A 19,808-nucleotide genomic window follows, 5' to 3' on the forward strand; every position below is an offset into this window, starting at 1 on the left:
CCCACCCTCCGCCAAGAAACTTGGCCTTGTGATCGACCTTGATACCTGCGTGGGCTGCCATGCCTGCGTGGTATCCTGCAAAGGCTGGAGTACCGAAAACTACGGTGCGCCATTGTCGGACCAACAGGCCTATGGGGCGAACCCATCGGGCACCTTCCTGAACAGAGTCCATTCCTACGAGGTGCAGTAAGCCCAAGGCGAAGCGCAGCTCATCCACTTCCCCAAATCCTGCCTGCATTGCGAAGACGCGCCTTGCGTGATCGTCTGCCCCACCGGAGCCAGCTATAAACGGGCGGAAGACGGCATCGTCCTGGTCAATGAACGCGACTGCATCGGATGCGGCCTTTGCGCTTGGGCTTGCCCTTATGGCGCGCGCGAATTGGACGCTAAAGAAGGTGTGATGAAGAAATGTACCCTCTGTGTGGACCGCATCTACAATGAAAACCTGCCCGAAGAAGACCGCCAACCCGCCTGCGTGCGGACCTGCCCAGCGGGCGCACGGCACTTTGGTGACTTGGGCGATGCAGAAAGCGACGTCTCCAAACTGGTCGCGGAACGCGGCGGGTTTGATCTGATGCCCGAACAAGGCACCAAGCCCGTCAACAAATATCTACCACCACGCCCCAAGGACGAAATGCCTGAATTCGACGTACTGGCCCCTTACCTTGAACCCGTTGCAAGCGACGGCAAAGGCTTTGTTGGCTGGCTCGATAAAGCCCTCTCATCCCTGCCCGGAGGAGCAAAGTAATGCATCCCGCAGCTTCTGTTATTATTTTCAATACGTTTTCCGGCCTCGGTTTCGGCCTGCTGTTCTGGCTGGGCCTTGGGGCGCTGGTACCAACGGGCATGAGCGCGTTCATCTGGTTCACCATCGCTTATCTGCTGGCCGTTGGTGGCTTGATCGCCTCGACCTTCCACCTTGGCCATCCTGAACGTGCGGTCAAAGCCTTCAGCCAATGGAAAACCAGTTGGCTTAGCCGTGAAGGCGTCTGTGCGGTATTCGCGCTGATCGTCATGGCGATCTACGGGGCAGGTCTGGTTTTTGCGGGCACGCGCCTGACACTGGTTGGCATTATCGGCGGTGTCGCCTCCCTTGGTGTCGTCTTCACCACATCAATGATATACACGCAAATGAAGACGGTGCCGCGCTGGCGGCATTGGACGACGCTAAGCCATGTATCTTCTGTTGTCCGTCGGCGGCGGCGCTTTGCTATCGGGGCAGATTGGTATCGCCGCCATTTTGCTGATTGCCGGTGGTATTCTGCAAGTCTTTGCGTGGGGTTCAGGCGACACGCGGTTCCAAGCCTCTGGCACCGACATGGCAAGCGCAACGGGCCTCGGTCACATCGGCAAGGTCCGCGCGTTTGAGCCACCTCATACCGGTACCAATTATCTGATGCGCGAGTTCATCCATCAGGTGGGGCGCAAACACGCCGATCAGTTGCGGATCATTACAATCGGACTGGCCTTTGTGTTGCCTGTCGTGCTGCTATTATTGCCATTTAGTCATACGCTCGCTGTGCTGGCCGTACTCAGCCATATTGCGGGGGTGCTGACGCTGCGCTGGCTGTTCTTTGCGCAAGCTGAACATGTGGTCGGCCTCTACTACGGCAAGCGATGAACAAAGAAAGGCCCGCAATCTCGCGGGCCTTTTCATTTGGAATGCCTGGTTGGCTTTACGTCCGAATGCGCTGCTCGGTTTCGGCGTCAAACAGGTAGATCCGGCTTGCTTCAACCTCAAGCCCGACCTTTGCGCCCTCTTCACTGCGCACATCGCCGCGCTCTTCAACCACGATCCGCTCGCCACTGGCGCTGGTCAGATAAGCGAAAGATACACCACCAAGGCTCTCTGTCATTTCGACCGTATGGGAATCGCCTGCCGGGTCAATGATGATGTGTTCGGGGCGTGCGCCTACGCTGAGCGCTTTGCCCTCGTAGGCTGCGTTGATCATACCGTCATATGTCTTGGCAAGGCCCGGCGCCACGACGGCTCCGCCCTTGACGCTGCCGTTCACAAAATTCATCGCAGGTGATCCGATGAAGCCCGCAACAAACTTGTTATCTGGATCACGGTAGAGGTCCATCGGGGCACCGACCTGTTCAATCACGCCAAGACGCAGCACAACGATTTTGTCGGCCAGCGTCATCGCCTCGACCTGATCGTGAGTTACATAGATCATCGTCGCACCGATCTCCTTGTGCAGACGCGCGATCTCAACCCGCATTTCAACCCGCAATTCTGCGTCAAGGTTGGAAAGGGGTTCGTCGAACAGGAAAACCTCAGGCCCACGCACAATCGCACGCCCAATGGATACACGCTGACGCTGCCCCCAGAAAGCGCAGCTGGCTTGCGATCCAGATACGGCTCAAGCTTCAGAATACGGGTGGCTTCAGCCACTTTCTCATCAATCTCAGACTTGGGGTGGCCATTCATCTTCAGGCCGAACCCCATGTTGTCCTTCACCGTCATGTGCGGATAAAGAGCGTAGGTCTGGAATACCATCGCCACGCCACGTTCGGACGGGTCCATGCGGGTCACATCACGCTCGCCGATATGCATCGATCCTTCGGTCGTTTCTTCGAGACCGGCGACCATGCGCAAGAGCGTGGACTTACCGCAGCCTGATGGACCGACGAAGACGCAAAACTCACCATCGGCGATCTCCAGATCGACGCCATGAATGACTTGCACTTCACCGTAGCGCTTGATGACCTTGTTCAGCGTGACACCTGACATGGCTTAAATCCCCGTTGTTTCTTTTGTGTTGTAGTCGGGGAAGCTCCAGTTCTGGGCGTCCCGCGTAATCTTATCTGCCGTTTCTTTCAGGATCGGCACAAAGGCCTCTAATCCGGCCAGGTTCGTGCGGCTGGTGGTGCTGGTGACCGACAAGGCCCCCAACACGCGGCCAGTGTCCGTTAGGATCGGCATAGCGACACAAATGATGCCTGGCTCATGCTCTTCGCGGTCAAAACCGTAGCCGTTCTGGCGAATGTCTGCCAATTCACCGCGCAGCGCATCGGCACTATCAAGCGTGTGCTCGGTAAAGACATGAAATGACTGCTGTTCGATGACCGTCTTTGCGGTGTCGTCATCAAGAAACGCCAACATCACCTTACCAACGCCCGTGCAATAGGCCGGACCGACCTTACCAGCCTGACTGTACATCTCGACCGGTAAGCCCGCATTGCGTTTGTCAATGTAAAGCACCTGTGCGTGATCCAACTGCGCAAGGTGCACTGTTTCACCCACTGCATTGCTTAGCGTATCAATATGCGGCCGGGCCACCGGAGCCAACGTAGACTGTTCCCACGCAGCATGCGCCAGACGCACAAGACGCACACCGGGGCTATATGTTTGCCGCTCGGGATCATAGGCCAGCATTTGCTGGTTGGTCAGCGTCTGGACAAAGCGATAGAGGGTCGGCTTGGGAAATGAGGACTTAGAGAGCAGTTCACTAAAGCGCACAGGCCGCCCGAAAGCTGCCACCTGATCAAGCACTTCCAGTGCCTTGCCGACTGTGCCGTCTCCGGTCACGCGTCCCATCTGTCCTCCCTTGTCTCAATGGCGCTTTTGACACCGGTCTCCTCCCCGGTGCAGCTTTGAGATGTTGACAAGGCTAGCCGAGTCGCGGTTTAGTATCAACATCCAAAACCAAGTTTCAAATAATGAAACCGGTTTGACCACGGAAGCATACTGGGAGGAAACCATGCATTCCATTTTGAAGACGTCGCTTGCGGCGTTTGTTGCTGCTGGCGTTACTGCGTCGACCGCTACCGCCCAAGACCTATCAGGCGAATTGAACATCATCTCCGACATGTCGAACCCTGCGCCCCGCGCAGTCATGGAAGGCCTTGCCGCCGATTTTGACGAGATGCACCCGAACCTTGAGGTCAACCTGACAATCGTTGACCGCGAAGCGTGGAAGACACAGATCCGCAACGCATTGGGTGCAAACCCACCTGACGTTGTGAACTGGTACGCGGCCAACCGTATGCGTCCCTACGTCGATGCCGGTCTCTTTGCCGACATCTCTGACCTTTGGGCCGAGCCCGCGTTCGAAGCGCTGGCCTCCACCAAAGGCGCGATGACATTGGACGACGCACAGTGGGGCGTGCCTTACACCTACTACCAATGGGGCGTTTACTACCGCAAAGACATCTTCGACCAGTACGGCCTGTCCGAGCCATCCAACTGGGAAGAAGAAGTCGCAAACTGCCAGACCCTGCTGGACAATGGCGTAAAGTGCTACACCATCGGCACCAAGTTCCTTTGGACAGCTGGCGGCTGGTTTGACTACATCAACTCACGCACAAACGGCTATGATTTCCACATCGCTCTGGCCCGTGGCGAAGTTGAGTGGACAGACGATCGCGTCCGTCAGACCTTCGCTAACTGGCGTCAACTGATCGACATGGGTGCCTTCATTGATGACCACCAGACATACAGCTGGCAGGAAGCCCTGCCCTTTATGGTCAACGGCGAAGCTGCATCTTATCTGATGGGTAACTTTGCGGTTGCTGCGATGCGTGATGGTGGCCTGACAGACGACCAATTGGACTTCTATCAGTTCCCCGTCATCAACGCAGATGTCGATTTCGCAGAAGACGCGCCAACGGATACATTCCACATCGCATCCGGCGCGCAGAACATGGACGCAGCGAAAGAATTCTTGCGCTTTGTCACATCTGCTGAAGTCCAGACAGAGATCAACAGCGGTTCTGGTCTTGGTCAGTTGCCAGTGAATGCCAACGCGTCCATCGATGATGACAAGTTCCTGGCACAAGGCTTCGACATGCTGTCAAACAATGCAGGCGGCGGTATCATGCAGTTCTTCGACCGTGACTTCGATGCGGAAATGGCATCTGTCGGCATGGAAGGCCTGCAAGAATTCATGGTGTTCCCGGATAATCTGGACGACATCCTGGCCCGCCTCGAAGAGACACGTCAGCGCATCTACAACTAAAATGTAAGGTGGGTTTCAACCCACCCTACCGCGCCCACCCAGTGATTGGTGGGCGCAACCCACCACTCAGACCATCCGCAAGACCCGTCAGAGGTTTTTCGCATGTGCTGTCCGCAGGGGAGACAAATCCATGGCAACCGCCGCATCAAATCGAGGCTGGTATAAGCGCAACGAGATTGCGATTACGCCATGGCTGTTCCTGCTACCGGCGATGCTCTTTTTCGCGGTCTACGTGATTATCCCCATCGGCCAGTCCTTTTGGATTTCGTTCCACGAATGGGACGGTTTGGGTGAAAAGACATGGGTTGGCACTGCCAACTATGAGCGTCTGTTGGGCTGGGGCGACCAGAACATGGACCGCAAGTTTCAGGTGTCCTTCTGGAACAACCTCAAATGGCTGGTCCTTTACTTACTGGCGATCCCTGCAGGTTTGTTTATCGCGTTGTTCCTCAACCAAACGGTGACGGGCATTCGTTTCTACAAGTCAATGTTCTTTTTCCCCTTCGTCATCAGCCAGGTGGTTGTCGGCCTTGTCTTCAGCTGGTTCTACCTGCCACGCGAGGGGCTGCTGAACGCTGTGCTGGGCATCTTTGGCGCGGGCCCTGTAAACATCCTTGGCGATCCGACACTCGCCACCTACGGGATCATTGCGGCCGGTCTATGGCCGCAGACCGCCTACTGCATGATCCTGTACCTCACCGGTCTGAACGCCGTTGACCCCGAACAGGTCGAAGCCGCCCGCCTGGACGGGGCCAAGGGGCATAAGATGCTGTGGTATGTCATCCTCCCGCAGCTGAAACCCGCAACGTTTATCGCGTTCGTCGTCACTATCATTGGCGCGTTACGCTCGTTTGACCTGATCAGCGTGATGACGAACGGCGGCCCGTTCGGCTCAACCCGTGTTTTGTCGTTCTATATGTTTGAGGAATCGCTGTCTGAGTTTGGGTTCCGCATGGGATTTGGCGCCGCCATTGCTGTTGTCCTGTTCTTTATCATGCTCGGGTTCATCGCCTACTTCCTTTACTCCATGTACCGTGACGAAAAGGGAGCGCACTGATGTTTCCAACCCCTCTCGCAAAAACGTCGCGCCAGTGGCAGATTTCATACCAGGTGCTACTGCCCATCATGTTGATTGTCTGGCTTTTGCCACTGATCGCGGTTGCCAACTTCTCAATCAAGCCTGAGGCCGATTTCGTGAACGGCAACTACTGGGGCATCCCCAGCAGCTTTGAGGCACTCAATAACTACGGCAAGGTCTTCTTTGAATCGAACATGCCGCGGTACTTGTGGAACTCGCTATTTATCACTATTCCGACCGTAATCGGTGCGGTCGCCCTATCCTGCATGGCTGGTTTTGCGCTGGGTGTGTACAAGTTCAAAGGCAATTTGCTGATATTCTTCATCTTCATTGCCGGTAACTTTGTCCCCTTCCAAATTCTCATGGTGCCTGTGCGCGACCTGACCGTCAGCATGAACCTCTATGACACCAAGACCGGGCTTGTCTTGTTCCACGTCGCCTTCCAGACCGGGTTCTGCACACTGTTCATGCGCAACTTCATCCGCGCCCTGCCCTTCCCATTGATCGAAGCAGCGCGGGTTGAAGGCATCGCCGAGTGGAAGATCTTCCTTTATGTCGTCCTGCCATTGATGAAGCCTGCGCTGGCCGCCCTGGCCGTGCTGATCTTTACCTTCATCTGGAACGATTACTTCTGGGCCGTCGTGCTGACCCAGGGACCAGACGCACAACCTGTCACCGCCGGGATTACCGAGTTTAACTCGCAGTTCCGTGCCGCCTATCACCTGATGAGCGCGGGATCGATCGTCGCGGCACTCCCGCCGGTCGCCATGTTCTTTTTGATGCAGAAACACTTTATCGCGGGCCTCACCCTCGGAGCTGTAAAGTAAACAATTATGAATCGAACCTATCGTATCGACGATGGCCGTCAGACACTTGTTCTGGCGGCCCGTAACGACCGCCTGCCCGAAGCCGTCTATTGGGGCGCACGCCTACCTGCCGAGGAAAACCTCGACACGCTGCATGCTGCCCATATGATCGACGTCACCGGCGGGATGCTGGACGAGAATCCGGATCTTTCGATCTGCCCCGAGGCCACCCGTAGCTTTCCGGGCCAGCCCGGTCTGATCGTGAGGGACAGCGATGGCACTCCGCTGTTGCCCAAGTTCTGTTTTGAGAAGGTCGAACAGAACGGCACGCTGGAACTCACCTACGCAGACAAAACCAATGGCCTGACGCTCACCGTCAGCTTCATCAGCGACCCCGATACCCATATCATCACCTGCCAGACTACATTGGACGCCACACGACCGGTCCACCTGCACTGGCTTGCGGCGCCGGTCCTACCCGGGCCGCAACACTCGGACGAGATGATTGATGTCTCAGGCCGCTGGTGTGGCGAGTTTCAGCTGTCGCGGACCGCTTGGGCACCCGGTATGCGCTATCGCGAGAACCGCACCGGGCGCACCGGCCACGAGCATTTCCCCGGACTGATCGTCCCCTGCCGCGGGGCAACGAACACCGAAGGCGAAGCATATGCGTTCCACTACGGCTGGTCTGGCGGCCACAAGATGATCGCCGAGGAACTCCAAGACGGGCGTCGCCAGATTCAATGGGGCCATGCCGCGCGGATGGAGACGGAAGCGGCGACGCAATTCAAAACAGCCCCGCTCTACATCTCATACTCAAATACCGGGCTGAACGGCTGCGCCGTGGCCTTTCAGCGCCACTTGCGCGACCGCGTTGTGACATGGCCCAAGCCTGATGCACCGCGTCCGGTACATTACAACTGCTGGGAAGCCGTTTATTTCGATCACAAGCTGCCCGTCCTGAAAGACATTGCAGATCAAGCTGCGGAACTCGGGGCCGAGCGTTTCGTGCTTGATGACGGCTGGTTCGGCAACCGCGACGACGACACACGTAGCCTGTCAGACTGGACGGTCGACCCCCGCAAGTACCCTGATGGCCTGCACCCGTTGATTGAGCATGTGCATGCGTTAGGCATGACCTTTGGCATCTGGTTCGAGCCAGAGATGATCAATGAAGACAGCGACATTCACCGCGCCAACCCACATTGGGTTTTTGGCGCTGAGGATCAAACGCTCGGACGTCAGCAAAAAGCGTTAAACATGGCCTTGCCGGAAGTCCGCGACTTTCTGTATGAGCGCATGTCAGCGATCCTGCGCGACCATCATATCGACTACATTAAATGGGACCACAACCGCGTGCTGCCGATGCCCGACGCCGCGCAAACGCGCGGCTCTTACGCGTTGATTGACCGTCTGCGTGCCGAGTTTCCTGATGTCGAAATCGAAAGCTGTGCCTCTGGTGGCGGACGTATCGACTTTGGTGTTTTGGAACGCACGCAACGGGTTTGGCTGTCAGACAGCAACGATGCGTTGGAACGCTTGCGCATCCAGCACGACGCAGCGCTTTTCCTGCCGCTTTCGGTCACCGGCAGCCACGTTGGCCCACGCCACTGCCATACCTCAGGGCGCAACCTTGATATTTCATTCCGCGCATGGGTCGCGGCCCAGCGCCATATGGGGTTCGAGATGGACCCGCGCGAGCTGGATGAGACCGAGGCCGCAACGCTGAAAGAGGTCACAAGCTGGTGGAAACACAACCGCGACTGGATGCAGACTGCGGATATCCTGCGTCTTGATAGCGCCGATCCCGCCGTGATCGCCGAACAGCAACTGGCCCGCGACAAAGACCGTTTTGTTGTCTTCGCTGGCAAGGCCACCACCAGCGCACAAATCGCGCCCCGGCCCTTACGTCTGACCGGGCTGGAACCTGACGCGACCTATCGGGTCAATCTGACAAATCGTAACGCGCTGCATCGTTTGTCGCGCGGAACAACGGCATTGAAAGAAGGCGCACTGGAGCTTTCGGGGGCCTATCTTATGCGCCACGGCGTGACCTTGCCGTGGTCTTTCCCGGAAAGGATGTGGGTACTGGAGGGGACAAGGCTGTGAACGCTACCTTCCATGATCTCAAAGAGGCCTCTGTGTTTATCACTGGCGGCGGTAGTGGCATTGGTGCCGCGCTGACGGAAGGGTTTCTGGCGCAGGGTGCAAAGGTTGCTTTCATCGATAGGTCAGACGCCACAGCATTCACCACTGCAATGGAGGCGAAATACACCGACGCCCCGCTCTTTATCCAAGGGGACATCACTGACACCAAGGCCTTGCACGCTGCCATTGACCGAGCCGTTGCATCACATGGCCCGCTCAATGTGCTTGTCAACAACGCGGCCAACGACATGCGCTATGATGCTATGGAGATCACCGAAGACATTTGGGATGCACAACAAGCAATCAACTTCAAAGCGTACTTCTTTGCCTGCCAAAAAGCGGCAGCCGCGATGGCGCCCAAAGGCTCAATAATCAACTACTCTTCAATTACTTACATGATGGGCTCTGCCGGAATGGCACCTTACGTCAGCGCAAATGCCGGTATCATGGGCATAACCCGTGCGCTGGCCCGGGAATGGGGCCCAAAGGGTATCCGCGTCAACGCCATTGCCCCTGGTTGGGTCCTCACCGAAAAGCAGGAGACAATGTGGGCCACGCCCGAGGCGAAAGCCGCCTTCCTGCAAAAACAGTGCCTTCAAGAGTTCATGCAGCCTCAAGATATGGTCGGAGGAACCCTGTTTTTGGCGTCCTCTGCATCCGCTATGATGACAGGGCAAACCATGGCAATCGACGCAGGTGTGGTAGGGACAGGATGACAGACACAGACATCAATGCAGATTGGATTGCGGTGGATTGGGGCACCAGCAACATGCGTGCTTGGGCGATGTCGGCGTCTGGTACTGTGCTGGCCGAAGCCACATCCGATCAGGGCATGGGGAAGTTGACGCGCGATGGTTTTGAACCTGCGCTGCTGGATGTCATCGCGGATTGGATACAAGGCCCAACCACGGTCATCGCATGCGGCATGGTTGGGTCGCGGCAAGGCTGGGTCGAAGCGCCTTACGCAACCGTTCCCTCCGGCACTTTGCCCGAAGGATTGGTGCAGGCTCCGACCACACATCCAGCGCTGACCGTTCACGTCATCCCCGGAATTAAACAGACAAACCCACCAGACGTCATGCGCGGCGAAGAAACCCAGATCAGCGGTTTTCTGGCCCGCAACCCCGGCTGGGATGGCGTGATTTGCCTGCCGGGCACACACACCAAATGGGTGCATATCAGCGCCGATGAGGTCGTCAGCTTCCAGACCTTCATGACGGGCGAACTGTTCGATACAATTGCAAAGCACACGGTCTTGCGCCACTCCATTGCCGCCGATGGCTGGGATGATGCCGCCTTTGCTGAGGGGCTCGATCTGGGGATCGCACGCCCGGAACGCCTTGCCGCACGCCTCTTCGCACTGCGTGCGCAGGGTTTGCTGAACGATATGGTAGGAAACGCAGCCCGCGCGCAGCTGTCAGGTCTTCTGATCGGGGCAGAACTGGCTGCCGCAAAGCCCTACTGGTTAGGCCAGCAAATCGCGGTGATTGGCAACAGCACTCTGTCAAAGCTCTATGTCGATGCGCTTGCGACCCAAGCGGCCCCAGCGACGCAAGTGAATGCTGCAACGATCACACTGGCAGGCCTGACCGCTGCTTGCCGACGCCTGAAAGGATAAACCATGGACCGTCCATTGATCGCCATTCTTCGCGGTGTCACACCCGATGAAGCGGTTCCTATAGCCGCTGCCTTGATCGACGCAGGCATCACGAAGATCGAGGTTCCGCTGAACTCACCCGACCCTTTCGACAGCATTAAGGCCATGGTCGATGCACATCAGAAAGATGCGCTGATTGGTGCCGGAACAGTGCTGTCGACTGATGACGTCGGCCGTGTCGCGCAGGTCGGTGGGCGGCTGATCGTGTCGCCCAATTGCGATCAACGCGTGATTGTCGCAACCAAAGCGGCGGGCATGGAAAGCTGGCCCGGCGTGATGACCCCGACCGAGTGTTTTACCGCCCTAAAAGCTTAGCGCCGATGGGCTCAAGATATTTCCAGCCAATCTGCTGGGTCCAGAAGGGATCAAAGCGATCCGCGCCATTCTACCGTCTGGCACCCAAGTCTATGCCGTTGGTGGTGCAGGGGCAGACAACTTTGCCGAATGGATGGCTGCATCGGCCGATGGGTTTGGCATTGGATCTGCGCTCTATAAACCGGGACTGTCGGTGGCTGACGTGGCGGCACGCGCACGCGATATGGTGGCCGCCTACGACGCAGCCGCATCATGATTTTCGATGAAACACAATGCCAGTTAGGTGAAGGGCCGCTCTGGCATCCTTTGCGCAAGCAGTTGTTCTGGTTTGATATTCTTGGCAAACGTTTGCACACCAAAGGCAAGCAGTGGCAGTTTGACGACTATGTCAGCGCTGCCGGATGGACCTCTGAAACCACGCTGCTGATCGCAACAAGCAATGCCTTGCGCCATTTCGATATCACGACCGGCGACCACAATGTGGTCGTACCGCTTGAGGCCGATGACCTCGTCACACGCTCCAATGACGGTCGCGCTGATCCGCAGGGCGGTTTTTGGATTGGCACGATGGGGATCAACGCCGAGGAGAACGCGGGGGCGATCTATCGTTTCTACAAAGGCGATCTGCGCAAACTCTACACCGACATCACAATTTCGAACGCCATCTGTTTCTCACCGGACGGCAAGACAGCCTATTTCACCGATACACCGACCCAACAAATCATGCGGGTGCCCTTGGACGGCGACGGTTGGCCCATCGATGAACCGACATTGCATATTGATTTGCAAGGCACGACGTTTCGCCCCGATGGCGCCGTTGTTGATGCCGCAGGCAATCTATGGAATGCGCAATGGGGATCTGGACGGATTGCAGGCTATGACCCCAAGGGAGCGTTCATAGAAAGTTTCAGCTTTGCAGCCAGCCAAACCTCTTGCCCGGCATTCGGTGGAGACGATCTGAATACGCTGTTTGCGACCAGTGCTGCGATCGGGCTTGAAGGGCCGGATCAGGGCAAGACATTCAGCGCACAGACACGTTATATAGGCCAAGCAGAACATCGGGTTATTCTCTGATCCACTGCCATTCTCGGCGCACTACTCAACAAAAGGTCCTGCTTATGAAACGCACACTAGGCGTTTGTTACTACCCCGAACACTGGCCAGAGGATCAGTGGGCCGATGATGCCGCCCAGATGGTTGCCACGGGCCTGACTTGGGTACGGATCGGTGAATTCGGCTGGAGCCGGATGGAACCTACACCCGGCACGATGACATGTGACTGGCTGGATCGCGCGATTGCGGTTTTAGGGGCGGCGGGACTGAAAATCATCCTGAGCACGCCTACTGCAACCCCACCGCGCTGGATGGTCGACAAACACCCGGATATGCTGGCGGTCGACGCAGCGGGACGACCCCGCAAGTTCGGCTCTCGCCGTCACTATGATTTCAGCCATCTGGGCTATCGCGACGAATGCCGGCGGATCGCACGGCTGATGGGCGAACGTTATGGTAAGAACCCGCATATCACCGCGTGGCAGATCGACAATGAATATGACTGCCACGAGACAACGCTCAGCTATTCCGATGCCGCCCGCAAGGGCTTCCAGGACTGGCTGGCGCAGCGGTATCAATCCACCGACGCGCTGAACCGTGCTTGGGGCAATGTATTCTGGTCGATGGAATACGACAGCTTCGACCAGATAGACCTGCCAAACCTCACAGTCACAGAACCAAACCACCCCCATCAGCTCGCCTTTCGGCGCTACAGTTCTGATCAGGTTATCGCCTTCAACAAAACGCAGGCCGATGAACTCCGTAAGCACTCGGATGCCCCGCTCATCCACAACTACATGGGCCGGATCACAGCCTTCGATCATTGGAAGGTCGGCGCAGACCTCGATATCGCCTCTTGGGACAGTTACCCTATTGGCTTCCTGTCTGATCGGTTGGAAGGGAGCGCCGACTTCAAACATGCGTTCTTGCGCCAAGGCCACCCTGATATGCAGGCCTTCCACCATGATCTCTACCGTGCGGTCGGCAAGGGCCGCTTGTGGGTGATGGAACAGCAACCCGGCCCGGTCAACTGGGCACCCTACAACCCAGCCCCCTTGCCCGGGATGGCGCGGCTTTGGGCTTGGGAGGCCTTTGCCCATGGGGCAGAAACCGTGTGCTATTTCCGCTGGCGCCAGGCCCCCTTTGCGCAGGAACAAATGCATGCAGGGCTTTTGCGCCCGGACAGTGTGCCAGCGCCTGCATTGGCTGAAGCGCGTCAAGTGGCCGATGAAATCGAACAGCTCGCCGACGTTGGTGCTTCACCTGCTCAAGCCGCACTAATCTTCGATTATGAGAGCGCATGGGCGTGGGACGCGCAGCCGCAAGGCGCAGATTTTGAAATGTTCCGGCTTGCCTTTGCTGCGTACCGTGTGCTGCGGCGGGTCGGTCTGAACATCGACATCTTGCCGCCAGATACGAACGACCTGTCGGCGTATCAATTAGTCATGGCCCCCGGGATCATGGCGCTATCTAATCCATTGCGGCATGCGCTGGCCGCTTTCAAAGGGATCGCCCTGATCGGCCCGCGCACGGACACGAAAACCGATGAGCTCAGCATCCCGACACCGCTTGGCCCAAACCTGCCCAGCGTCGATATCAGCGTCAGCCTAACCGAAAGCATGCCACCCGACGATGCCATTTCATTGCAGGATGGCGGCCAATTTGTGCACTGGTTTGAACATCTTGAAGGCAACGCCGATGTGCTTGCCCGGACGGCCAACGGCCAACCCGCAATTATGGGCGCTAAGCAATCTGCGGTATCTCGCAGGTTGGCCTGATGACCTGACCTTCGACCAGATCATCCGCGGCGTCTGCGCCACCTTGGACATCAAAACGGAGGCTCTTCCCGAAGGCTTGCGCATCCGCGATACGGCGACGCATCGTTTTGTCTTTAACTACGCCAATCATGCGCAGGATTGGCAAGGGATAACCATCCCCGCAGCTGGCATGCACTGGGAGGTGTTGTAGTGGCATACTTTGGAACAACGCAAACCGGCGAGGACGTTGAGAAAGTCACCATCTCGACGGATGATCTGACTGTCAGCATCCTGACCTTTGGCGCAATGGTTCAGGATGTCCGGCTGGCGGGTGTCGCACACGGACTCTCACTCGGGTCGGATGCGTTGCATGACTATGAAACAACGATGGGGTATTTTGGCACCATCGTCGGCCCTATCGCCAATCGGATCAGTAATGCACGGGTGCGGTTGGACGGCATGATGTATGAGCTGGAGCGCAATGAAAACAATGCGGTCCATCTGCATTCCGGTGCGGACGGTGTGCACCGCAAGGTCTGGCAGGTCGCGTCACAAACGCCCGACAGCGTGACGCTCGCACTCACCCTGAACGACGGGATCGCAGGCCTGCCGGGGCAACGTGATATCCGTGTCACCTATCAAGTCAGCGCACCCGCCATGCTGACCAAGACCATTGATGGTACCACGGATACTGCAACCTGCATGAATTTTGCCAGCCACATCTATTGGAACCTCGACGGGACGGAAACATGGGACGGGCATGCGCTCAAAGTCGCGGCAGATCGCTATCTGCCAATTGATGATCGGACATGCCCAACCGGCGAGATTGCCTCTGTCGCCGGAACACAGATGGATTTCCGCGAAACAAGCAAGCCGCAGATCGGCGCGCCTGCCCTTGATCACAATTTCTGCCTATCTGATGGAAAGCAGGCGCTGCGCGATGTTTTGTGGTTGACCGGGCAGTCGGGTGTCACGATGACACTGGCCACGACAGAGGCTGGTCTGCAAATCCATGACGCTGCAACTTCGCGCCGCCCGGGCAAGCCGTGCTACGAGGGGATCGTGATCGAACCACAAGGCTGGCCCGATGCGCCAAACCACCTTGGCTTTGGATCAATCACGGTCACGGCTGATCAACCCTATCACCAGACCACAAGCTGGCGGTTCTCGCGCTGACGTTAGCAACGCGCTTCTCAGCCAATACTGCGCGGTCCTGCCCGATTGGGCATCATTTCAGCCACTGCCCACAAGCGGTCCACAGCCGACGCACCGCGCCTTGCTGTCGCACCCCCATGTTCAATGCTGCAGTGCAGCTATATTAAGGTCAAGGACACAAATGCCCGGAAACTGAGGCTCTTGATGGAACTTGAAACACTACTTCTGTCCCGCATCCAATTTGCGGCTAACATTTCCTTCCACATCCTGTTCCCAACCATCACCATCGCGCTAGGCTGGGTGCTGCTTTTCTTCAAACTGCGCTACAACCGCACCGGCGAAGAACGCTGGATGGAGGCATATCGCTTCTGGGTGAAAATCTTTGCCCTATCTTTTGCGATGGGCGTTGTCTCGGGCATCACGATGTCATTCCAGTTCGGCACCAACTGGCCCGGTTTCATGGAAACCGTGGGCAACATTGCCGGACCCTTGCTAGCATATGAGGTGCTGACCGCCTTCTTCCTTGAGGCCGTTTTCCTCGGCATCATGCTGTTCGGCTTTAGCCGTGTGCCGAACTGGTTGCATACGTTGGCCACTTTTCTGGTGGCATTCGGCACGTTGATGTCGGCCTTCTGGATCATCGTTCTGAACTCTTGGATGCATACGCCGCAAGGGTTTGAGATGATTGATGGTGTCGCCCATGCAACCGACTGGTCCGCGATCATCTTTAACCCATCCATGCCGTACCGTCTTTCCCATATGGTGCTGGCAAGCTTCCTGACCGTCAGCTTCCTGATTGCCGGTGTCAGCGCCTTCCGCTGGCTGATCGGCGGGCGGACCGAGGGCGTGCGCGTGGCGATGAAAACCGCGATCATCGCTGCGGCCCTGCTGATTCCGGTGCAGATTTTCGTGGGCGACATGCACGGGTTGAACACCAAAGAATTCCAACCTGCCAAAGTGGCCGCGATGGAAGGCAATTGGGAAACCGATAGCGGCGTGCCGCTGATCCTGTTTGCGATTCCCGACCAAGAGGCGCGTGAAAACCACTTTGAGATCAGCATTCCAAAGCTTGCGTCCTTCATTCTGACCCACGACTGGAACGGCGAGGTAAAAGGTCTCAACGAGTTTGTGACCGAAGATGGTGAGGTGCTGCATCCTCGCGTTTCCCCGGTCTTCTGGTCTTTCCGCGTCATGGTGGGCACGGGTTTGTTGATGCTGATCATCAGTTGGACGGCGGCCTATATGATCTTAAGACGTAAGCGCGGCATCGAAGGGCTGCCAAGGCCAGTACTCTATGGACTTGTCGCGATGAGTTTCAGCGGATGGCTGGCGACGCTCGCCGGGTGGTACACCACCGAGATCGGGCGGCAGCCATGGCTGGTTCAGGGCGTGATGACCACGAAAGAGGCTGTAGCCGATGTGCCTGCGCCAATGGTTCTGTCCACGCTAATTGCCTACCTCGCGGTCTATGCTGCGCTATTGGCGGCCTACATCTTTGTCATCTTCTATCTGGCACGTAAAACCGCACGCGGCGAAAGCATCGGCACGTCGATCGCACCATCGCCAGCTACGGTCCCCACAACACAGCCTGCGGAGTAGTAAGATGCATTATTTTGGTGATCCCGCTATCTGGCTGCCCTTCGTCTTCGCAGCACTGATGGGTGTGTCCATTCTGATCTATGTTGTGCTGGACGGTTTTGACCTCGGCGTCGGCGTGCTGTTTCCGTTCGCGACCGATGATGAAAAGGACCGTATGATTGCGTCAATCGGGCCATTCTGGGACGCCAACGAAACCTGGTTGGTTTTGGCGGTGGGTCTGTTGCTGGTGGCGTTCCCAGCAGCACATGGGGCCATTCTGACCGCGCTCTATCTGCCGGTCGCGATCATGTTGATCGGGCTGATCCTGCGCGGCGTCGCGTTTGAGTTCCGCGCCAAGGCGCCGGCCCCGCATAAGCGCCTTTGGAACAACGCGTTCTTCACTGGCTCTTTGATGACATCACTCAGCCAAGGTTTCATGCTGGGCATGTACGTCATGGGGCTGGAATGGACTTGGCTTAACGTCGGCTTTGCACTGTTGACGGCTGTCTTTCTGACCGTCGGTTATAGTTTCATCGGCGCAACATGGGTCATCCACAAAACCTCTGACGCCTTGCAAATCAAGGCTGTTGAATGGGCCAAAGGTGGTATCTGGGGCCTTGTTCTGGGGATTGGCGCGATCTCGGTTGCGACACCATTTGTCAGCACGCGTATCTTCGAGAAGTGGTTCAACTGGCCCGACGCGCTTTATCTGGCGCCGCTCCCGATCCTCTCAGCACTGCTTGTCTTTTGGCTGTGGGCGATGTTGCGCAAGATGCCATTTGTAGACGACCGCCGCTCGTGGCTGCCCTTTGTGGCCGCCACAGCGCTGTGGATCATGGCTTTCGGGGGCATGGCCTATAGTTTCTACCCCTATGTGGTGCCCGAACAAATCACGATCTACGATGCAGCCAGCGCGCCGGAAAGCCTGTTTATCATCCTGATCGGGACATGCGTCGTGCTGCCCACAATCATGGGCTACACGGTGCTATCCTATACAATTTTCCGCGGCAAAGCCACCGAGCTGCGGTATGATTAAAGGCGGGTGGGTTTTAACCCGCTGGAATCGCAGAATCGGTTTGACACCCCAGCCCCCATTGCGTAATCGGACGCTCGTGGATTGGCGCGGTAGCTCAGTTGGTTAGAGCGAACGACTCATAATCGTTAGGTCGGGAGTTCAAATCTCCCCCACGCCACCACCACTTTCTAAGACGTAAACACGTTCTTTTCGTCCGTCACTGGACATGCAAAGTTGCATTCCATGACAGATATCTTCACTGCCGCAATCATCAGAACGCCGCGCCTCAGACTGGAGCCCTTCGCGCCAATCCATGCACCATCTCTCAACGCCATCAATAATGAGCCTCAGGTTATGGAGTTTCTGAGTGATGGCGTGACCGAAACGATGGAAAAAACCAACGCAGTTGTGGCGCGCGTCCGTGAACGTTGGCATCGGCTTGGCTATAGTTGGTGGGCCATCTTGGATATCACCACCGATACGGTGATTGGTGCGGCTTGCGCACAAAACGTCGCCAATCAAGTCGGTGCAGAGATCGAGATCGGCTGGCGGCTGACCAAAAGCGCCACTGGCCGCGGCTATGCAACCGAAGCTGGTAAGGCCGCTGCCTCATTTGCCTTTGATGCCATCGGTGTGGATCATGTTGTTGCGGTTGCGGCCCCCAAAAATGTCGCCTCACACAAAGTCATGCAGCGGGTTGGCATGACCTATCGCGGGATAGAGACACACTACAACGAGCCTTGCACGACTTACGTGTTGCACAAGTCAGATCATGCGACTTAACAAAGCTGCATCTTTTCGCTTCTGGACTTTCCGTCTAGCGTAGGGCGAACAATCGCTCGAGGTTATATGACACTTCTCTCAAAACTTGCTGATGCCATCGGACAGCCCAATGTCCTGACTGGCGCAGATGCTGTGGCCTACGGCAAAGATTGGACAGGTGCCTATGTATCGACACCCCTGGCCGTTCTGCGCCCGTCCAATACGGCCGAAGTCGCGGCCATCATGAAGATCGCGCATGAGACGAAAACCCCGGTTGTCCCGGCGTCGGGGCGGACTGGGCTCACCGGGGCAACCTTGGCGGAAGGCGCGCTGATGCTCTCGGTCGAACGATTGAACGAGATCACGGAAATCAACGTCGCCGGTCGCACGGCAACTGTTGGCGCAGGCGTCATCCTGTCCAACCTGCATGATGCAGCGGAAGAGCATGATTTGATCTTTCCCCTCACCCTTGGCGCACGCGGGTCAGCGATGATCGGTGGGCTGCTTTCAACCAATGCGGGCGGTTCCAACGTCGTCCGCTACGGCAGCACACGGGGTCTGTGCCTCGGGCTGGAGGTTGTTATGGCGGATGGCCGGATCATGAACCTGATGAGCGCCCTGCATAAGGACAACTCAGGGCTTGATCTGAGAAACCTGATCATCGGGGCCGAAGGCACGCTGGGGATCATCACCGCAGCGGTTTTGAAACTGCGCCCCAAACCGCAAGCCTATGCGACGGCCATGGTTGCGGTGCCGTCTTTGCCCGATGCGCTCACCTTGTTGCATCAGTTGCAGGACGAAACCGGTGGTGGTGTTGAAGCCTTTGAGTACATGCCGCGCAGCTACATCGACAAACACATGCAGTTGTTTCCCGGCGTGACCAGACCATTTGACGCCAACTATGACGTCAACATCATGATCGAGGTAGCCGCCACGCAAACCAAGGATGCCGTTCCAAATGAAGATGGCAGCCTTCCCGTGGTGCGCATGGTAGAGGATACGCTTGGCGCGATGCTGGAAGACGGCTTGGTGCTGGATGCCGTCATCGCGCAAAGTGACGGCCAACGCCGCGAGATATGGAAGCGGCGAGAGGACGCTGGCGAGGTTGCTTTCTTCGGCGGCGTTTTTGTGAACACCGATGTCGCTGTGCCACTTGATAGGGTTGAGGCCTTCGAAAAGGCACTGACCCCACGCATCAAAGCCATCGATCCAGATGCCGATGAGGTGATCGTCGCCCATCTTGGCGACGGTAACATCCATCACACCACCTATATCAGCCGCAATGATCCTGCCGTGATGGATGCACTGGTCGAAGCGGTTGAAGACGTCGTGCAGGATCTTGGCGGTTCATTCAGCGCAGAGCACGGGATTGGTGTCTCCAAGCTGGAGACGATGAAACGGCGCAAAGACCCGGTTGCGCTGGATGCAATGCGGGCCATCAAGGCGGCATTGGATCCGCATAACATTCTAAACCCCGGCAAAGTGATACCAAGCGCTTAAAGAGCAAAAGAGTGCCGGGT

At 57.1% G+C, this 19,808-nt stretch carries 13 protein-coding genes, 1 tRNA gene and 5 pseudogenes; 17 read left to right on the plus strand and 2 right to left on the minus strand.

The genetic code is table 11. The annotated features are described in order from the left end of the window. Nucleotides 1–49 precede the first annotated feature (49 nt). A pseudogene (locus QTO30_RS09070) lies at nt 50–748 on the plus strand (4Fe-4S dicluster domain-containing protein). Next, a pseudogene (locus tag QTO30_RS09075) lies at nt 748–1,621 on the plus strand (dimethyl sulfoxide reductase anchor subunit family protein). Before QTO30_RS09070 ends, QTO30_RS09075 begins: the two co-directional pseudogenes overlap by 1 nt. A gap of 55 nt (nt 1,622–1,676) precedes the next feature. Here QTO30_RS09075 and QTO30_RS09080 read toward each other — a convergent pair. Then, nucleotides 1,677–2,737 (minus strand): annotated as a pseudogene (locus QTO30_RS09080) (ABC transporter ATP-binding protein). Nucleotides 2,738–2,740: 3 nt separating this feature from the next. After that, on the minus strand, nt 2,741–3,544 hold the full coding sequence (locus QTO30_RS09085; RefSeq protein ID WP_340423845.1) for an IclR family transcriptional regulator: 804 nt from the start codon (nt 3,542–3,544) through the stop codon (nt 2,741–2,743). A gap of 163 nt (nt 3,545–3,707) precedes the next feature. Between QTO30_RS09085 and QTO30_RS09090 the strand changes: the two genes are divergently transcribed. The 15 genes and pseudogenes from QTO30_RS09090 (at nt 3,708) to QTO30_RS09160 (ending at nt 19,788) form a co-directional block, all read left to right on the plus strand. Then, entirely contained in the window at nt 3,708–4,964 is a 1,257-nt protein-coding gene (locus tag QTO30_RS09090; RefSeq protein ID WP_340425909.1) for an ABC transporter substrate-binding protein, read from the plus strand. A 130-nt stretch (nt 4,965–5,094) separates the two neighbouring features. Further along, nucleotides 5,095–6,021, plus strand: a complete 927-nt coding sequence (locus QTO30_RS09095; protein ID WP_340423846.1) for a carbohydrate ABC transporter permease — start codon at nt 5,095–5,097, stop codon at nt 6,019–6,021. Then, nucleotides 6,021–6,869 (plus strand): carbohydrate ABC transporter permease, encoded by an 849-nt coding sequence (locus QTO30_RS09100; RefSeq protein ID WP_340423847.1) that lies wholly within the window; start codon nt 6,021–6,023, stop codon nt 6,867–6,869. Before QTO30_RS09095 ends, QTO30_RS09100 begins: the two co-directional genes overlap by 1 nt. 6 nt (nt 6,870–6,875) lie before the next feature. Next, nucleotides 6,876–8,957 carry an alpha-galactosidase gene (locus tag QTO30_RS09105; protein ID WP_340423848.1) on the plus strand — a complete coding sequence of 694 codons (2,082 nt, stop codon included), beginning with the start codon at nt 6,876–6,878 and terminating at the stop codon, nt 8,955–8,957. Continuing rightward, entirely contained in the window at nt 8,954–9,712 is a 759-nt protein-coding gene (locus QTO30_RS09110) for an SDR family NAD(P)-dependent oxidoreductase (protein WP_340423849.1), read from the plus strand. The genes QTO30_RS09105 and QTO30_RS09110 overlap by 4 nt, the downstream gene beginning before the upstream one ends. Continuing rightward, the gene (locus QTO30_RS09115) at nt 9,709–10,614 is read left to right on the plus strand and encodes a 2-dehydro-3-deoxygalactonokinase (RefSeq protein ID WP_340423850.1); all 906 of its coding nucleotides are present in this window, start codon (nt 9,709–9,711) and stop codon (nt 10,612–10,614) included. Before QTO30_RS09110 ends, QTO30_RS09115 begins: the two co-directional genes overlap by 4 nt. Nucleotides 10,615–10,617: 3 nt before the next feature. Then, nucleotides 10,618–11,224, plus strand: a pseudogene (locus QTO30_RS09120) (2-dehydro-3-deoxy-6-phosphogalactonate aldolase). Beyond that, nucleotides 11,221–12,042, plus strand: coding sequence for an SMP-30/gluconolactonase/LRE family protein (locus QTO30_RS09125; protein ID WP_340423851.1), 822 nt, complete (start codon nt 11,221–11,223; stop codon nt 12,040–12,042). The pseudogene QTO30_RS09120 and the gene QTO30_RS09125 overlap by 4 nt, the downstream one beginning before the upstream one ends. Before the next feature lie 44 nt (nt 12,043–12,086). After that, a pseudogene (locus QTO30_RS09130) lies at nt 12,087–13,989 on the plus strand (beta-galactosidase). Beyond that, complete coding sequence (locus tag QTO30_RS09135) at nt 13,989–14,954, plus strand: aldose epimerase family protein (protein WP_340423852.1); 966 nt, start codon at nt 13,989–13,991, stop codon at nt 14,952–14,954. Before QTO30_RS09130 ends, QTO30_RS09135 begins: the two are co-directional and overlap by 1 nt. A 183-nt stretch (nt 14,955–15,137) precedes the next feature. Continuing rightward, complete coding sequence (locus QTO30_RS09140; protein ID WP_340423853.1) at nt 15,138–16,532, plus strand: cytochrome ubiquinol oxidase subunit I; 1,395 nt, start codon at nt 15,138–15,140, stop codon at nt 16,530–16,532. A 4-nt stretch (nt 16,533–16,536) separates the two neighbouring features. Continuing rightward, nucleotides 16,537–17,547 carry a cytochrome d ubiquinol oxidase subunit II gene (locus QTO30_RS09145; RefSeq protein WP_340423854.1) on the plus strand — a complete coding sequence of 337 codons (1,011 nt, stop codon included), beginning with the start codon at nt 16,537–16,539 and terminating at the stop codon, nt 17,545–17,547. 83 nt (nt 17,548–17,630) lie between these two features. Then, nucleotides 17,631–17,707 (plus strand) — tRNA-Met (locus tag QTO30_RS09150). Between the two features lie 62 nt (nt 17,708–17,769). Beyond that, nucleotides 17,770–18,309, plus strand: coding sequence for a GNAT family N-acetyltransferase (locus QTO30_RS09155; protein ID WP_340423855.1), 540 nt, complete (start codon nt 17,770–17,772; stop codon nt 18,307–18,309). A 66-nt stretch (nt 18,310–18,375) separates the two neighbouring features. After that, a complete protein-coding gene (locus tag QTO30_RS09160) occupies nt 18,376–19,788 on the plus strand; it encodes an FAD-binding oxidoreductase (protein ID WP_340423856.1) in 1,413 nt (470 codons plus the stop codon). The last annotated feature ends 20 nt before the right edge of the window (nt 19,789–19,808 follow it).

The sequence above is a fragment of the Yoonia sp. GPGPB17 genome (assembly GCF_037892195.1).
Taxonomy (GTDB): Bacteria; Pseudomonadota; Alphaproteobacteria; order Rhodobacterales; family Rhodobacteraceae; genus Yoonia.

What these genes read in the sequence shown, in the direction of transcription:
- QTO30_RS09090 (WP_340425909.1), top strand. Translation starts at nt 3,708, where the DNA reads ATGCATTCCATTTTGAAGACGTCGCTTGCGGCGTTTGTTGCTGCTGGC.
- QTO30_RS09100 (WP_340423847.1), top strand. Translation starts at nt 6,021, where the DNA reads ATGTTTCCAACCCCTCTCGCAAAAACGTCGCGCCAGTGGCAGATTTCA.
- QTO30_RS09115 (WP_340423850.1), top strand. Translation starts at nt 9,709, where the DNA reads ATGACAGACACAGACATCAATGCAGATTGGATTGCGGTGGATTGGGGC.
- QTO30_RS09085 (WP_340423845.1), bottom strand. Translation starts at nt 3,544, where the DNA reads ATGGGACGCGTGACCGGAGACGGCACAGTCGGCAAGGCACTGGAAGTG.
- QTO30_RS09105 (WP_340423848.1), top strand. Translation starts at nt 6,876, where the DNA reads ATGAATCGAACCTATCGTATCGACGATGGCCGTCAGACACTTGTTCTG.
- QTO30_RS09125 (WP_340423851.1), top strand. Translation starts at nt 11,221, where the DNA reads ATGATTTTCGATGAAACACAATGCCAGTTAGGTGAAGGGCCGCTCTGG.
- QTO30_RS09140 (WP_340423853.1), top strand. Translation starts at nt 15,138, where the DNA reads ATGGAACTTGAAACACTACTTCTGTCCCGCATCCAATTTGCGGCTAAC.
- QTO30_RS09095 (WP_340423846.1), top strand. Translation starts at nt 5,095, where the DNA reads ATGGCAACCGCCGCATCAAATCGAGGCTGGTATAAGCGCAACGAGATT.
- QTO30_RS09155 (WP_340423855.1), top strand. Translation starts at nt 17,770, where the DNA reads ATGACAGATATCTTCACTGCCGCAATCATCAGAACGCCGCGCCTCAGA.
- QTO30_RS09160 (WP_340423856.1), top strand. Translation starts at nt 18,376, where the DNA reads ATGACACTTCTCTCAAAACTTGCTGATGCCATCGGACAGCCCAATGTC.
- QTO30_RS09145 (WP_340423854.1), top strand. Translation starts at nt 16,537, where the DNA reads ATGCATTATTTTGGTGATCCCGCTATCTGGCTGCCCTTCGTCTTCGCA.